Here is a 14877-nt window from a genome sequence, read left to right on the forward strand (position 1 = left end):
TGCCAACTTGGGGAATGATAGTAAAAAAACGGCGAGGTGAGTGTATGCGCTTTATTGATGAACTATACGAACTGTATCGAGGACACTTGACTCGTGATGAAGAGGATATTGTAGCCGTGGTGGTGGGAATACTCGCTGAGCAATCTCGGGAAGAGTTGCTAAAGCTCGTGAAGGATATGGACGAAGAAGAGCTCTTCCACATGGTGGCGTACTATATGATTGAAGTGATGAAACGTAAAATTGCCATGGAAGACGAAGGTCTTGAAGACCCAGAAGGTTCATTACCAACCATTCATTAATGTCTTGATCACCAAAATGGGATGGTGTACATAGGGTATGGATGAGAAGGTAAGGAGGGGATCACGTGATTGAGGTGCAACCGTTGCATTTGAAGGAAGGGACGGCACTAGCGGTAACGGTCAGGCTGCCCAAAACTACATTACTCGCCGTAACCACCGACAAGGGCTATATTATGTGTGGCGCTTTGGATGTAGGGCTGTTAAATGAGAGACTGGCAAGCCGCGAAATACTTGCGGGTCGTGCCGTTGGTGTGAAAACGATCGACGAATTGTTGAACGCTCCGTTGGAGTCCGTGACGCATACCGCTGAAGCAATAGGAATTACCGTGGGGACTATTGGCCTAGACGCCGTTCGAAAAATGTTCTAGAGCATCCATTTACATGGATGCTCTCTTTTACTATGATGGTTACAAGGAAGTTCTTGGTACAAGCAGCGTGATTTTGCTTCCAGGATGATGAAAGGCGAGTTGAACGAATGCGGCTTATTGCAATGGCAAATTGCCAACCGGGGGAACGATTGGCAAAGAGTATATATAACAATAACGGAACAGTTCTGGTCGGTGAAGGTGTAGAACTGAATCAACGGATGATTGATCGCTTACAAGCTCTTAATATCACAGCGATTTATGTACATGATGAATTGACCAAAGATATCGAAATCAAAGATGTGATCTCCGAGAGTACCCGCCGTGAAGCGTTGACGGTGATTCATACGACATTTCAGCTGTTTCTGGACGAGCCTAGTCGCTGGCAGAAGCACTTTAACTATAAGCAGTTGGGCAAGCAGTGCCGTCAAGCCATGGCATCGATTATTGATGAACTCAAACAAAACCGTACCGCTATGAACTTGTTGGGAAGTGTTGTGGGAACCGATCACTATGTGTTTGCGCACTCCTTCAACGTAACTCTCTATACAACGGCGTTAGCGCTCAAGCTGAATTTGAATGAAAGAGAACTAATGGAAATCGGCATTGGGGCAATGCTTCACGATGTGGGGAAAATGGCGATTCCTCCTGAGGTATTGCACAAGCCAGACCGGTTAACGGATGATGAATTCGAACAGATCAAGCAGCATGCGGAGATTGGGTTTGAGATTCTCCGTCGGCAGGAAGAGATTCCACTCCTGGCTGCGCACTGCGCTTATCAGCATCATGAGCGATTGGACGGCTCCGGGTATCCGCGTAATCTGACTGAACCGGAAATTCATAAGTATGCGAAGATTCTAGCGATCTGCGATGTATTCGATGCACTGACAACGAATCGTGTGTATCGTCGCGCGATGCTGCCCCATCAGGCGATGGAGATTTTATATGCGGGTGTGGACACGCTATTCATCAAGGAATATGTGGAGGCTTTCCGCGATACAATCGCCCTCTATCCAATCGGGTTAAGCGTCACGTTAAATACGGGAGTAGAAGGCATCGTGATTGATTACAATCGGGGTCTGCCTAGCCGACCGATTCTACGTATCTTAAAAGACGAACTAGGAAATGATCTGGATTCACCGTACGAGATCGACTTGTCCAAACGATTGAATCTTGTCATCGATTCCTGCGATTTGTTGATGTAAAGACTGAGTGAACGAACGAAAAAGAGTCAGGGTGGTTCGCAAGCGTGTGAACCGGCCTGACTCTTTTTTATATTATCGGAAAGTTTAATCATTTTACAGTGGTAAAGTGATTAAACTTATCCATTCGCGCAAGCCCGCCAAGAAAAGATTTCGTCCGCTTGCAGCTCATTTTAAGCGAAACAAAGCGCAGAGAATGAAGGAAGGAAAAGAGTCGGCATTCTTTACGTCAATGAGATACGAAGTGATTTTCTTGTCGACTCCCTTCCGTAGTGCACGGAGCGGACAGTAGATGCTACACGCGAGCTTAAACAGAGCGGAAAGGGACGAAGTCTTTTCACATTTACAAGAAAAAGATTTCGCGTGTAGCTCGATATTCACTTGGGGACATCAGCACGTTCTTTCTAAAGATTGAACTAAAGTAGTTAGGCGTATTGAAGCCGTTATCTTCCGCGATCACCTCGATCGTCTTGTTGGAGTGGCGCAGCATCCAGACAGCTCGCTGCAACCTGACAAACGTGACATATTCGACAAAGCTCATGCCGGTTTCTCTTTTAAACAGACGGCTGAAATAGGTGTAGCTCAGATTCACTTGATCCGCAACTGTTGCAATCGACAAGTCTTCATTGTAATGGTGGGAGATGTAGGAGATACATTTTTGAATACACACATCCTGACTGATCTCTTCAAAAAATCGCAGCGACATCGTGCGGGAAGGGGGCGTATGTCTCGCTTTACGCGCCTGCAAGTATGATTTGTACAGGGAGGACGGATCTTCTGTCACGCTTCCGACTCCAATATAGATGTGAATGTCATAATCGCGTTTCAACTGTTCAATGGCCTCAAGCAAAGCGCTGGTCAACTCCTCCCAGTCCCTTAAAGAAGGGTAGCAATAGGGAACACGGGAGAGGAATAGCAAATGCTTGTGAAAAGGCAAAAAGTAAAGCGGCTTGATCAGCGGAGCCAGTTTTTCTTCCAGAGTAGATTGGATGAGAGCAGGCGCCAATGCTGCGCGTTCGATTTCATCGTCAGGTTGGTCTTTGATAAACCCTTGTAAAAAGTAGACGATATTTGGGAATCTCCGATCGGGAAAGAGCTTGCTGGCAGCTTGCAACTCATTCTCGTTAATAGATTCACCCAACAATCTACGTAAAAAGGATTCGCGAACATAGGCCGATTTATAGCTTTCCTCCTTGTCGGAAGAAGCAAGAATTCGTTTCAGCATGTTCAGGAAAATGTGTTTTTTTAGCGGCTTGATCAAGAAGAAGTCAAGGCGCAGTCGGCAAATGAGCTGGATCATATGGAGTTGTGAACGATCAATGAGCAAGATCATTCGCAGGTCTGGCTGTTTCTTTTGAAGGCGGTAAATGGTTACCCAGTCGAACGAGTGATTCACCTCAACGAACATCATCGTTGAACCCTGGAAGGGGGAGTGAAGGCTGGTCTGTCCAAGACTCGGATGGGAATGGCGGTCAGCGAAATACTCCGTAATCCAGGATTGCAAAGTCTCTTGCTGAATCGGTTCGTGGACAAGCAGTCGAATATTGTTCATTATTGTCACCTGCTCTCAATTTAACAAAAATTTATATATTTCTGACAATTTATTGTAAGGTATTGTCCCTCTCAACTCTGTAAAATCTCATTATGTCGGTTTTCATATAAAGGAGGGAAGAGGTAAACCGACTACACGATGACAAGGAGGGGGTAAATAGTATGGCTGGGGAATACTCAAAGTATGATTACGTGGAAGCGAATACGGTTGATATCGATCAATTGGAGCCTCTAGATTTCGAAACAGACGGAATTATCAAAGCCGATTTGGGTACAGGTCTGAAACTTGCTTTCATCTATTTCGCCTTTATTCTAGCGATGCCTGTCTTAAATTGGTTCGCGGGTGGTTTCATGTTTTCGCGGATGTGGGGCGGTATGACCTACGCGTGGTTTTTCACGGGAATCGTAGCCATGCTAATGGCTTTTCTCATCGCGTATATCAATATCCACTCCTACGAGAAGCGTCTACTAAAAAATGCGAATCGAACACAGGCAAAAGAGAATGAAAGGAGAAGGATCGGATGATACAAACCTTACTGGAACCGAAAATTCTGTTTACAATCATTCTGATGGGAACCATCGTTTATATTACGTACGTGAGCAAGCGCAGCACTACAGCGACAGACTACTTCGTTGGCGGCAGGAGTTTTGGCTGGTTCATGAACGGCTCAGCGATTGGCGGCGATTATTTAAGTGCCGCAACGTTCCTTGGCATCGCTGGATTAACCTACAAGCTGGGTTATGATGGTGCTTACTACGCCTTTTGCTTTTCGATTGGTTTAACACTCTTGGCTATATTCGTTGCGGGCCCGCTTAGAAGGTTCGGAGCTTTTACGGTTGCTGATTTCCTCGCGTATCGCTTTCATAGCAAACGGGCACGAATTGTTGCGGTGGCGGTCGTTCTCTCGATTTCAGGTTTCTATGCGGCGCCTCAGTTGTTGGGTGCGGCACAGATTATGAGCATGTTTTTTGGAACCAGCTATGAATTTGGCATTATTTTTACTTGCGCGGTTATGATCTTTTATGTAGGGGTCGGCGGAATGAAAGGGACGACCATCAATCAGGCGCTTGAATTATGGATTCGTCTGGGGGCGTTTATCTTGATGGTGGGTGCCGCGATCTACGGAGGACTTCACTACCAGCAAATTCTGACGGCAATTAATGAGTTTTCGGGAACTGTCGCCAATACGGCTCAGTACGCGAAGGATGGCAAAGACATTGTGTTTGACGGCACCAAGTGGACAGGTACAGGGAACTTCTTCCCGAGCTTTATTCAAACCTTGTCGATGACTATCGGGCTTGCGTTTGGCACGATTGGACTTCCTCATATTCTACTTCGTTTTTACACGAATCCTAGCGCCAAGGCCGCGCGTCGTTCAGCCATAATGGCGATCGGGATTGCCAGCTTGTTCTTCTTCTTTGCGGTCTATCTTGGTGTGGTTGGTCGGTCGATTTTCTTAAGTGGTACGGCCGAACCTCAAGTGATGAAAGACTTGATTACAGGCGGCGACAACATGGTCATTCCTTCTACCGCCCAGGCTTTAGGTGGCAAATGGTTGTTAGGATTAGTCATCGCAGGGGCGTTTGCCGCGATTTTCTCCAATCTGTCCGGCTTGTTTATTGCAAGCTCTGGTGCGCTTGCTCACGATCTTTACGCGTCCTTGTTCCGTAAAAACATCACCGAAAGAGAACGAATCATTGCCGGTAAAGTCTCCATCGTTATCTTTGGAATTCTGTACGGTGCCCTCGGCCTCATGGTCAAAAGCGCGTCGATCGGCCATCTGGTAGCCCTTGCCTTTACTGTCGCAGCTAGTACGTTTACTCCGATCTTCATTCTCGGAATCTGGTGGAGAGGTATGACAGAGAAGGGGGCGATTGCTGGTCTGATCGTTGGGCTTGCGGTGTCCATGTACATGATCCTCTTGTCGAGCACACTTCCTGCTTATCTCCAATTCAAGTCACCCGGGATTATCACCGTGCCGCTTGGTTTCTTGACTGTATGGCTGGTCTCCAAGCTGGATCGGCAAGTTCCGGGAGACGTGAATGAATTTATGAAAAAAGTTCATTCCAAGCAATCAGAAGCGGCATAAGCCTATTCTAATATGAAAACGGTTACCGTGGTCGGATTTTGGCCACGGTTCTATAATTTGTCAAATTTTACAACCATCCTTTTTTCTTAAACAACGCATACATGCCGATTCCAACCGTGAGCATGACTCCAAGGACCACAAAGTAACCATTGCGCGTATGCAGCTCGGGCATGTTATCGAAGTTCATGCCATAAATCCCGGTCACAATCGTCAGCGGCATAAAAATGGTCGTTAATGCAGTAAAAACACGCATCGTCTCGTTTGCTCGATTGGCGAGAGCGGCTTGGTAAGCTTCCCGCAAGTTGCCCATGAGATCACGGAAGGTGTCGAAGGTCTCCACGATCTTAACGGAGTTCTCCAGAATGTCTCCAAAATATTTTTGCAACCGATCGTTAATCAAGGCGAGTTCTTTTTTATTTAAAGCGGAGATCAGATCACGCTGGGGACCCAGCATTTTTTTGGCGTAAAGTATCTCACTTCGAATCCCGATAATCTCATTCAGTTGGGAATTGTCTGGTTTGACAAGGATTTTTTTCTCCAATTCTTCAATCAAATCCTCGATATCGTCGATGACCCCGAAGTAATTCTTTACGATCAAATCAATGAAGTGATAGAGCATGTAATCTGCGGTATTAATCTCTTCATCATGAATCTCCTGTTCAAGCTGCTTGATTTCCTGGATGGGGTATTTGGTAATGGTAACGATATAGTGAGCCCCGATGAAGATATTCACCTCATGCAGAAGAATATCCTGATTGGCGAATTCGACGCTGTTGATCACGATGAAGTAATGGTTGTCGTAGATTTCCAGCTTGGGGCGCTGTTCTTCTTCGTCGATACAATCTTCAATCGCCAAATCGTGAAACCCAAAGATCCGTTGCAATTCATCCAAATCAAATAAGCCGGCATGAATCCAATAGAAACCATAGCTTGGACTGGTTTTGGTTTCTTCGATATCTTCAATTTCCTGCATGTGGCCATTTTGGACAAGCATAATTCTCATGCGGGAGCTGCTCCCCTCTTCATTTGTCGGGCATACTGCCAATATTGTATTAGTATACCATTTTTTTGCTTGACCTTACCGCTGCGTTATCCTTCATGATGGTTCCAACCCAATAACAAGGAGGAATCAGATGTGAAGGAGTCTAAAAAAGTTTTGCTTACGGGTGGTCTTATCATGCAAGGCTTGGGCAATGAGCTGAGCTTCGAATCCAAGGACATCCTGATTGAGAACGGCAAGATCGCCCGGATTGGGGATGATCTGCAATTGGATCAACATACTCTGGGAGAGGTCGAGGTACGATCAGTGAAGGGGAAGTGGATTTTGCCTGGCTTAATCAATACGCACAATCACGCGGGGATGAGCCTGTTGCGTTGTTTTAGTGACGATAAGCGCCTGATGGAATGGTTGAGCCACAAAATGCTGCCAGCTGAGGCAAGAATGACTGCCGAAGATATTTATTGGGGGACGCAGCTGGCGATGCTGGAGATGGTGAAGTCTGGAACCACAACGTTTGCTGATATGTACATGGAAATGGAGCATGTCGCACAGGCGGTATTGGAAGCGGGTATGCGGGCATCGTTGTGCAGAGGGATGGTGTTTCTGGAAGACGATGGCGGTAAAAGGGTTCAGGAAGCGTTAACGTTAGTTGAACGTTGGAACGACCAGGGAGATGGCAGAATTCAAGTGATGCTTGGAGCCCATGCGCCGTTTACTTGTCCGCCAGAGAGCTTGCGGATGATTCTGGGGCTCGCCAAGGAAAGAAACGTCCCGATCCATATCCATTTGGCGGAAACGGAAGAAGAAGGGGAGAAGATTCAAGCACAATACGGATGTACACCAACGGAGTATCTGGGGCGATGCGGTCTGTTGGATGGCCATCCGATTCTGCTAGCCCATGCCGTTCATCTGACAGAAGAGGATATTGGCTTACTCAGTGGCATTCAAGGCGGGGTAGCGCATAACCCAGTCAGCAACTTCAAGCTTGGCTGCGGAATTGCCCCAGTTGAATCAATGCTGGAGCGAGGCATCACTGTTGGACTAGGGACAGATGGAGCTGGGAGCGCATCATCGCTTGATATGTTTCTCACGATGCAGGCTGCGAGCTGGATGCAAAAAGTAACCTTCCGCGATCCCACCAGACTCTCGGCACGGCAAGTTCTTACCATGGCGACCCAAAATGGAGCAGACATTCTAGGTATGGGGCAAACGACAGGCAGCCTGGAGTTAGGGAAAGCGGCTGATCTGATCGTGATCAATCCGGATGTGGCTCACTTGACTCCACAGCATGATGTTGCCAGCTTACTGGTCTATGCCGCCAAGGGATCGGACGTAGAGAGTGTCATGGTAAATGGTCGGATGCTCATGGATCAAGGTCAAATGCTATTGGTCGATGAAGAACGGATCAAATATGAAGCGAGCATCCGGGCCAAACGGATTGTCGAGGGAATTTAGGCCAACCAGAGCTCGGCTAGCAAGCGAATCCCTTCTTCAATCTCATCAGCGGATAGCCCACCGAATCCCAGTAAAATTCTTGGCCGATCAAAACAATTTGAAGTATGGTTCATCCAAGTATGCGTGATGGTGTACACCTTGATCCCTGCATGTGCAGCCTGTTCCGCCAGCTCTTCCGAAGTACTATCGCTATCCATTTCCAACAAGATATGTAGTCCGGCTGATTGAGCCAGTACCGTGGCGTGGTTGGCAAACTGTCGATGGATTGCGTCCAACAGGCATTGATGCTTCTTTTCATAGATTTTGCGCATGCGTCGGATATGCTTGTCCCAATGCCCCTTTTGCATGAACAGCTGCAGGGCCCGTTGTTGAAGGCGAGGGACTGGCGCAGGGTAGATATGAAACTGCTGATGATACAACGTAAGTAATGGAGCGGGCAGAACCATATAATTCATCCGAAGAGCGGGAGAAAGGGATTTAGAGAAATTGCCGATATACACAACGGTGCCGTCTTGATCCAGACCTTGCAAGGATGGGGCTGGTTTGACGTTGTAGCGAAACTCTCCATCGTAATCGTTCTCCAGGATCACACCACCCGTTTGTTTGGCCCACTGCAACAGCTTCAATCGTTTTGTAATCGACATCACCATTCCATAAGGGTATTGATGGGCGGGGGTCACATAGACGGCAGTTGCCCCGCTTAGAATCAGTTGATCGATGTTGATTCCGTCCTCGTCCAACTCAACTGGTACCACCTTCAGTCCATGCTGCTCCATGACCATCCGCATGTTGGAATAGCCAGGCTCCTCAATCGCCACTCGTTGATGACCGACACGCAGCATCAGCGAGAGCAAACTGACGCATTCATGAAGCCCCGTACCAAGGACGATCTGTCCAGCATCACAGGCAACTGTTCGCGCTTGTCGCAGATAGCGGGCAATCTCTTCTCGAAGTTCAGGCTCCCCTTGATTGTCTCCATAAAAGGCAAAGTCCTCCGGGTATCGTTCCAGAGCTTCTTGCAAACATTTGCGCCAGAGGGTGAAAGGGAAGTGATCAACATCAATGACGGAGCCGTGAAAATTAATCTGGTAGTCGTCATACTTCAAGTGCGGGGGTTCAAACACAGTGCCAGGCTTGAAAAGGGCGGGGAGTTGTTCACTCCAATCCGTCAAATCCAGTGAAGCGACGAAGAAACCGCTCCGCTCTCGGCTGTCGATATACCCTTCCGCGAGTAATTGGTGGTAGGCGGTTTCGATGGTCATTTTGCTTACTCCCATTGATCGGGAGAGATGACGAACAGAGGGCAATCGGGTGTGAGGAGTCAGTCTGCCCGCTTGGATTTCATCTCGAAAATACTGATAGATTTGAGCATAGAGAGGGGAAGTAGAGTGGTGTTGGATGATCGGTGTAACTTCTGTCACGGATGCCTCCTAAACAAACTGACCTGATCTTTTTGTTTGGAACTGACTCTCTTAATAGGAGCAGATTCTCGTTATACTCATTGTAACAGAAAACCAGTTTTTACTAGGGAGGAATTTGAGTGAGTGTCTTTTTGCAAGGGAAAAAAGTAGTGTTACGAGATGTGCGCCCAGAAGATTGCGAAGCAGAATACTATTGGAATTATGAAGCGGAAGATCGTGAACACCAGAATTGGAATGGACCCTATAAACCTGTTCCTTACATGACCTTCGAGGAGTACCGGGCTCAGCCTAAGATTCAAGAGAATCTCAAACGAATCGAGACTGATTTGCCGCGAAGTGAGCTGATCATAGAGATCGACGGAGAATTGAAAGGCTCTGTCGGCTGGTACTGGGTCGACCAGACGACGAACTGGTTTGAGATTGGGATCGCCATCTATGATTCTCGCTATTGGTCGGGAGGATACGGTTCAGAGGCCTTTCAGATGTGGATTGACTACCTGTTCATGAATATGGATACGGTTCGTTTGGGAATCGGCACCTGGTCTGGCAATGAGCGAATGATTCGTCTTGCCGCCCGCTGTGGAATGATAGAAGAAGCTCGCGTGCGCAAAGCAAGGATTGTCCGTGGGGAATATTATGACGCGATCAAAATGGGTATTCTGCGGGAAGAATGGGAAGCGAGAAGAGGAGAGTAATATAGTCCCCTCCCGGCAGTACGAAATGGACAGCCGGAGAGGGAAACTGGCATATTCGCTATAGCAGATAAGGATCTGCGCTTATGGCAAATCCGTTTTGCATAGGTTGTGGACGTGCTCGATAAACATTTGGACAGCTTTAGACGAAGCATCCAGTGAATTAACAGCCAGTCCGAGGGAGCGATAGACTGGGGGATCAAAAGAGAGAACGACTGCTTGTGGCAGCTTGGCGGGCAACGCCATTGAAGGCAGAATCGTAATCCCGAAGCCCTGCTGAACCATAGTCAGAATGGTTGACGTCTCTTTGACCTCGTACTTGATGTCGGGATTGCAGGCCTTGAAGATCTTCCGGATCATCCCTTCGCAGCCGCCCTTGGTCATAATAAAGGCTTCATCACGTATGTCCTCTACCTCAAGAGAGCGTTTGGAGGCCAGCGAGTGGGTGGAAGGAACAAGCACCTTCATCTCGTCGTGCACGATAAAAGTCGTCTCGAACTCACTGTCAGGCAAGGAGACGAACCCCACATCAATGGCACCGGTAAAGAGCCAGTTGCGTACCTCTTGATTGGTTCCATCCAAGAATATCAATTCAATCTCAGGATAACTGGCTCGGAACGTCTTCATCGCTAAGGGAAGCAGGTGGGCAGACACACTGGGGAAGCTTCCAATGCGGATCGTGCCTTTGGCTAACCCTTTATACGCTAACAAATCGGATTGAAGCAAGTCGACGTGTTGGATGATTTGCTCCACATGATTAACTACTTTTTCACCTGCGGCTGTCAGTTTAATTCCCCGACGATCACGTATGAGCAGGGTTACCCCGAGTTCAGACTCCAGATTGGAGATAATGTGGCTGACGGCGGATTGTGTCATGCCTAATACATCGCCCGCTTTGGTGAAGCTGCCTTCTTTGACGACAGTTAGTAACACTTCGAATTGAATCAAGGTCATGGCGACAACCCCCTTTAACTAAAAAGAATCCATGAGTAATTGTTCATGTATAGCATGATAAACCTTCATTTCCCTTCCCAACTCATGATTGTTATGATTCCTGTAAGACAGGAATAGGAGGAAGCAGGATGAAAACAATCGGGTTAATCGGCGGAATGAGCTGGGAGTCTTCCCTTGAATATTATCGTATCATGAACGAAAAGGTAAAAGAAGAGCTTGGCGGCTATCATTCAGCTAAATGTTTGATGTATTCCGTTAATTTTGAAGAAGTCAAACAGCTTCAATTTTGCGGGAACTGGGAGGCAGCCACTGAATTAATGATTCAGGCAGCCGAACAGGTGGAGCGTGGGGGTGCGGATTGCCTGATGATTTGTACCAACACGATGCATATGATGGCGGACGAGGTACAAGCCAATATTCGCATTCCGCTGATTCACATTGCGGACGCCACAGGAGAACAAATCCAAGCCCATCAGCTGCGCAAAGTAGGGCTCTTGGGAACTCGGTTTACAATGGAACAGGAATTCTATCGTAAGCGCTTATTCGATAAATATGGGATCGAAGTGATCATCCCGGAAGAAGCGGATCGTGAGACAGTTCACAGAATCATCTATGATGAATTGATTTTAGGAAAGATCGAGCCCGCTTCAAAAGAAGCCTACAAAACAATCATGCAAAAGCTAATCGATCAGGGAGCGGAAGGTATTGTTCTCGGATGCACGGAGATTATGCTCCTGATTAACCAAGCGGATTGCCGTTTCCCGATCTTTGATACAACCAGAATTCATGCGGAGGCAGGCGTGGCGTTTTCGCTTCAGAAGCAAGAAGTCGTACAAGGCATCTAAACTTAGACGAATAGAAAGATTGCAAGCACCACACGAGAGGTTCGTGTGGTGTTTTTGTGTAAAATGTCGTTTAAAAGTCCTTCCAAGTAATATCTGTACTTAAATAACCAATCGGTTTTTCGTTAAAAGTTACCTTCTCCTTGGTGGCTAATTCCGGTTTGCGGAAACAAACAAGCTCCATATGGAAACCGAACAAACGGCAGACTTCTGGTCGTACGGAATGGATTCCACAGCGATCATTGTCTAGATCGTAGAAAATACAAGTTCCAAAAAATCTTGGCTGATTTTCTAAGTCTTCACGGATCTTTCGCGGCATAGATTTAATTTTCTTATGAATGGTATGAAATTCTTTCTTGGTGATAGGAACAGGGCCACAGCATAAACCTTTACAGCCTTGACAAGGTAGCGTATCCATCTATTGAAACAACCCCTTTACATATTTATTTGGTGACGATTTTGCCCATAAAAAAAAGCTACCAGATCGGCAGCTTCTAGAAACTCTATGTAGTTCATTCATTTTTGTCTTGATAGAAAGCGTAACAGCTTGCTGGGGATTGGTAGCACCCAACCATATGTATATAATAAGTATACCATATGTTGAGAGTGGATGGAAGGATTTTACACAGCGCTACAATAGTTAATCTGAAGACGGGTTCTTTCGTTTTACATCCACAAGTGCCCCTACGACTCCAACAAAACCGCTCAGAGCAAAGATGACAGGGATGAACGAAACTGGCTCAGTCAAAAGGCGATACACGCCAATTAAACACATGAGCAAGCAACTGACCAATAGGATGATTTGTCTGGTTCTTGGTTTCATTATGTAAACACCTCGGAATGATTGTAACAGATGTGATGAGAATTACGATTTAAATCAACTGTGCAATCTTTTCAATCTCGGCTGCTGAAGCGGTTACTTGCTGCATAGAGGCTGAAATTTCCTCAGTAGCGGCTGCTTGTCGTTCGCTTTGAGCCAAACAATCAAGTATTGTTTTATCGATTAATGCAACGTTATTCTTAATTGATTGAAGAATGTTCGCAATTTCCACTGTAGATGATGCGCTGGTGACCGACATTTTTCGAATTTCTTTCGCTACTACACCAAATCCCAATCCATGCTCTCCAGCTCGTGCAGCCTCGATGGCCGCATTGAGTCCCAGTAAGTTGGAGTTTTCAGCCACGTGTTTAATAAATCCTAATATTTCATCCGTTTTTTGTAGTTCTTCTACGACCTTCTGCCCGACGCTTTTCAGATTACTAACTTTATTGGCCAACTCTGAGGCCGTATTGGCAATTTCTTCAGTCGAGCCATTAATCTCTTCGAAGGTGGTCACTAGCAAATTTGCGGCATTACTTAAGGTTTCCTGATTGGTTAGACTGATTCCCATAGTAAAAACACCAATCGTTTTGCCATCACTTTTTTTTATCGGTAATGCAAATGATTTAAAGGGTGTTCCGTAAACCTCTTTTGGAACTACCACAATACTTAATTCTTCGCTCAGAAGGCATTTTTTGATCCCACCCTTCGTAGGAATGGGCATTCCTTCATATACGTTTAGATCTAGTTCTCTACCTGGCAAGTCGTAGATAAATTTTTCCCTGTCCGTTAAACTGAACATGACATCAAGTGGAAATAATTTTTGTACTAGCGGTAGACTCAATTTCAGACATTCCAATAATTGTTCGATACGATTTTCCTCTATGTTTCCCAACAGTATCCCAGCTCTCATGAAGGTATGGAAATGTTATTTTAATCGTGCTTGTAAGATTTTTGCATTTCTATAATAAAGTGAATTTTATACACATGAAAATGATCAGAGTCACATGCTGCTCTATTTTAAGGGAAAGTAATTCCAACATCTTGTTAGCACTTTCAGTATTCAGAGTTTCATTGATGACGAAAGCCGTCTCAAAGTATTAGATTCCCTAACAATATGGTATTATGAGGAAACAACTTTTGCAATGAAGACTTGGTTTCATTTGACTAGATAGAACAAGGGGAGAAACGGTATGTCGATTCAAATCGTGACACTCAGCATTGGATTGCCTCAAACGATGGTCTATGGAGAGAATGCGACCATGATGACTGGGATTTGCAAGGAACAAGTACAAGAAGCCTACCTGGCCGTAGATTGCTTCCGGGGAGATGGCGTGCATAATACCAAATACCACGGTGGCCCTGATCGGGCAGTTTGTGTTTACCCGCACGAACACTATGCGATGTGGGAACAAGAATTGCAGACGAAACTTCCGCCTGCCGCGCTGGGTGAGAATTTGACGGTGACCAATATGCGTGAGGATCAGGTACATATCGGGGATATCTATCGAATTGGGGAAGCGTTGGTCCAGGTAACGCAAGGACGTATCCCATGCAACACGATCTCCAGAAGGAATAGCCGAGATCAATTCCTGCCTCGGATCGTGGAAACTGGATATACGGGTTACTTTTTCAGAGTGTTGGAAGAAGGGATGATTCGAAGCGATTCTCCCATTCAGCTCGTCCAACGTGATCCGCATGAAGTGACCGTCTTATTTGCGAATCAGGTATTGTTTCATGACAACAAGAATCATGCGGCGATTGATCGTATTCTGGCTGTTGATGCATTGGCAGAGGTTTGGCGAACCAAATTGAATAAACTGTTGGAGCCCAAGGTGTGATGGGCTCTTTTTATTTTAGTTTGTGCATAATTGAATAATAATTCGTTGTATACAATATATAGGTTTTTGTTTTTGTCTCAATAACGACTCTATCCGTAGTTCCATAGGGTGTTCCTATTCGAATCGCTTCTTTTTCTTCGCCGCCATATGTATCATCTAAACGAACGTCGATGATGTCATGAATTGGAATTTCCACTTTGGATAGCTGCCATTTGATAATAACTTTATCGTTTGATTTTGTTACATCAATCCCTAACACAAGCGTCAGCTCCCTATATAAAATTTATGGTTAAATTAACTATCCTCTAATTAATACGAGCTAAAGTTAGGGAGGTTTCTTCCTTT

17 protein-coding genes are annotated in these 14877 nt (G+C 46.0%); 9 read left to right on the forward strand and 8 right to left on the reverse strand.

Features of this window, described 5'->3' with window-relative positions; translation table 11 throughout:
• Window positions 1-44 precede the first annotated feature (44 nt).
• The 3 genes from ACQCN2_RS13060 (at window position 45) to ACQCN2_RS13070 (ending at window position 1869) form a co-directional block, all read left to right on the forward strand.
• On the forward strand, window positions 45-299 hold the full coding sequence (locus ACQCN2_RS13060) for a DUF6154 family protein (protein ID WP_426929351.1): 255 nt from the start codon (window positions 45-47) through the stop codon (window positions 297-299).
• 65 nt (window positions 300-364) lie between these two features.
• Window positions 365-667, forward strand: a complete 303-nt coding sequence (locus tag ACQCN2_RS13065; protein WP_426929352.1) for a YunC family protein — start codon at window positions 365-367, stop codon at window positions 665-667.
• Between the two features lie 107 nt (window positions 668-774).
• Window positions 775-1869, forward strand: a complete 1095-nt coding sequence (locus ACQCN2_RS13070) for an HD-GYP domain-containing protein (protein ID WP_426929353.1) — start codon at window positions 775-777, stop codon at window positions 1867-1869.
• Between the two features lie 340 nt (window positions 1870-2209).
• Here ACQCN2_RS13070 and ACQCN2_RS13075 read toward each other — a convergent pair whose 3' ends face one another.
• Entirely contained in the window at window positions 2210-3418 is a 1209-nt protein-coding gene (locus tag ACQCN2_RS13075) for a helix-turn-helix domain-containing protein (RefSeq protein WP_426929354.1), read from the reverse strand.
• A 161-nt stretch (window positions 3419-3579) separates the two neighbouring features.
• Between ACQCN2_RS13075 and ACQCN2_RS13080 the strand changes: the two genes are divergently transcribed.
• Both ACQCN2_RS13080 and ACQCN2_RS13085 read left to right on the forward strand, forming a co-directional pair.
• Window positions 3580-3942: a hypothetical protein gene (locus ACQCN2_RS13080; RefSeq protein WP_426929355.1), complete on the forward strand. Its 363-nt coding sequence runs from the start codon at window positions 3580-3582 to the stop codon at window positions 3940-3942.
• Window positions 3939-5507 (forward strand): sodium/solute symporter, encoded by a 1569-nt coding sequence (locus tag ACQCN2_RS13085; protein WP_426929356.1) that lies wholly within the window; start codon window positions 3939-3941, stop codon window positions 5505-5507. The genes ACQCN2_RS13080 and ACQCN2_RS13085 overlap by 4 nt, the downstream gene beginning before the upstream one ends.
• A 67-nt stretch (window positions 5508-5574) precedes the next feature.
• Here ACQCN2_RS13085 and corA read toward each other — a convergent pair whose 3' ends face one another.
• Window positions 5575-6510, reverse strand: a complete 936-nt coding sequence (gene corA, locus ACQCN2_RS13090; protein ID WP_426929357.1) for a magnesium/cobalt transporter CorA — start codon at window positions 6508-6510, stop codon at window positions 5575-5577.
• 132 nt (window positions 6511-6642) lie between these two features.
• On the opposite strand from corA, the gene ACQCN2_RS13095 reads away from it, so the two are divergent.
• Window positions 6643-7962: an amidohydrolase gene (locus tag ACQCN2_RS13095; protein ID WP_426929358.1), complete on the forward strand. Its 1320-nt coding sequence runs from the start codon at window positions 6643-6645 to the stop codon at window positions 7960-7962.
• On the opposite strand, the gene pdxR is transcribed toward ACQCN2_RS13095, so the two are convergent.
• Window positions 7959-9383 carry a MocR-like pyridoxine biosynthesis transcription factor PdxR gene (gene pdxR / locus ACQCN2_RS13100; protein WP_426929359.1) on the reverse strand — a complete coding sequence of 475 codons (1425 nt, stop codon included), beginning with the start codon at window positions 9381-9383 and terminating at the stop codon, window positions 7959-7961. The genes ACQCN2_RS13095 and pdxR overlap by 4 nt on opposite strands.
• A gap of 119 nt (window positions 9384-9502) precedes the next feature.
• Between pdxR and ACQCN2_RS13105 the strand changes: the two genes are divergently transcribed.
• Window positions 9503-10078 (forward strand): GNAT family N-acetyltransferase, encoded by a 576-nt coding sequence (locus ACQCN2_RS13105; protein ID WP_426929360.1) that lies wholly within the window; start codon window positions 9503-9505, stop codon window positions 10076-10078.
• 81 nt (window positions 10079-10159) lie between these two features.
• Here ACQCN2_RS13105 and ACQCN2_RS13110 read toward each other — a convergent pair whose 3' ends face one another.
• Window positions 10160-11029 (reverse strand): LysR family transcriptional regulator, encoded by an 870-nt coding sequence (locus ACQCN2_RS13110; protein ID WP_426929361.1) that lies wholly within the window; start codon window positions 11027-11029, stop codon window positions 10160-10162.
• Window positions 11030-11157: 128 nt separating this feature from the next.
• On the opposite strand from ACQCN2_RS13110, the gene ACQCN2_RS13115 reads away from it, so the two are divergent.
• Window positions 11158-11874: an aspartate/glutamate racemase family protein gene (locus ACQCN2_RS13115; RefSeq protein WP_426929362.1), complete on the forward strand. Its 717-nt coding sequence runs from the start codon at window positions 11158-11160 to the stop codon at window positions 11872-11874.
• 70 nt (window positions 11875-11944) lie between these two features.
• Here the strand turns inward: ACQCN2_RS13115 and ACQCN2_RS13120 are convergent, their stop codons facing one another.
• The 3 genes from ACQCN2_RS13120 to ACQCN2_RS13130 all read right to left on the reverse strand — a co-directional run bounded on the left by ACQCN2_RS13120 (window position 11945) and on the right by ACQCN2_RS13130 (window position 13586).
• Complete coding sequence (locus ACQCN2_RS13120) at window positions 11945-12289, reverse strand: YkgJ family cysteine cluster protein (RefSeq protein WP_426929363.1); 345 nt, start codon at window positions 12287-12289, stop codon at window positions 11945-11947.
• 222 nt (window positions 12290-12511) lie between these two features.
• Window positions 12512-12694, reverse strand: a complete 183-nt coding sequence (locus ACQCN2_RS13125) for a hypothetical protein (RefSeq protein WP_426929364.1) — start codon at window positions 12692-12694, stop codon at window positions 12512-12514.
• A 49-nt stretch (window positions 12695-12743) separates the two neighbouring features.
• Entirely contained in the window at window positions 12744-13586 is an 843-nt protein-coding gene (locus ACQCN2_RS13130) for a methyl-accepting chemotaxis protein (RefSeq protein WP_426929365.1), read from the reverse strand.
• Between the two features lie 298 nt (window positions 13587-13884).
• Here ACQCN2_RS13130 and ACQCN2_RS13135 point away from each other — a divergent pair, with 298 nt between their 5' ends.
• Complete coding sequence (locus ACQCN2_RS13135; RefSeq protein WP_426929366.1) at window positions 13885-14532, forward strand: MOSC domain-containing protein; 648 nt, start codon at window positions 13885-13887, stop codon at window positions 14530-14532.
• Between the two features lie 10 nt (window positions 14533-14542).
• Here the strand turns inward: ACQCN2_RS13135 and ACQCN2_RS13140 are convergent, their stop codons facing one another.
• Window positions 14543-14791, reverse strand: coding sequence for a SunI/YnzG family protein (locus ACQCN2_RS13140; protein WP_426929367.1), 249 nt, complete (start codon window positions 14789-14791; stop codon window positions 14543-14545).
• Window positions 14792-14877 lie beyond the last annotated feature (86 nt).

It is taken from the genome of Brevibacillus ginsengisoli (genome assembly GCF_050113715.1).
In the GTDB taxonomy this organism is placed as follows: domain Bacteria; phylum Bacillota; class Bacilli; order Brevibacillales; family Brevibacillaceae; genus Brevibacillus_H; species Brevibacillus_H ginsengisoli.

Bases quoted from the DNA above. Each gene is read 5' to 3' on its own strand.
- ACQCN2_RS13060 (WP_426929351.1), top strand. From the start codon at position 45: ATGCGCTTTATTGATGAACTATACGAACTGTATCGAGGACACTTGACT.
- ACQCN2_RS13070 (WP_426929353.1), top strand. From the start codon at position 775: ATGCGGCTTATTGCAATGGCAAATTGCCAACCGGGGGAACGATTGGCA.
- ACQCN2_RS13075 (WP_426929354.1), bottom strand. From the start codon at position 3,418: ATGAACAATATTCGACTGCTTGTCCACGAACCGATTCAGCAAGAGACT.
- ACQCN2_RS13080 (WP_426929355.1), top strand. From the start codon at position 3,580: ATGGCTGGGGAATACTCAAAGTATGATTACGTGGAAGCGAATACGGTT.
- ACQCN2_RS13085 (WP_426929356.1), top strand. From the start codon at position 3,939: ATGATACAAACCTTACTGGAACCGAAAATTCTGTTTACAATCATTCTG.
- corA (WP_426929357.1), bottom strand. From the start codon at position 6,510: ATGAGAATTATGCTTGTCCAAAATGGCCACATGCAGGAAATTGAAGAT.
- ACQCN2_RS13110 (WP_426929361.1), bottom strand. From the start codon at position 11,029: ATGACCTTGATTCAATTCGAAGTGTTACTAACTGTCGTCAAAGAAGGC.
- ACQCN2_RS13115 (WP_426929362.1), top strand. From the start codon at position 11,158: ATGAAAACAATCGGGTTAATCGGCGGAATGAGCTGGGAGTCTTCCCTT.
- ACQCN2_RS13120 (WP_426929363.1), bottom strand. From the start codon at position 12,289: ATGGATACGCTACCTTGTCAAGGCTGTAAAGGTTTATGCTGTGGCCCT.
- ACQCN2_RS13125 (WP_426929364.1), bottom strand. From the start codon at position 12,694: ATGAAACCAAGAACCAGACAAATCATCCTATTGGTCAGTTGCTTGCTC.
- ACQCN2_RS13135 (WP_426929366.1), top strand. From the start codon at position 13,885: ATGTCGATTCAAATCGTGACACTCAGCATTGGATTGCCTCAAACGATG.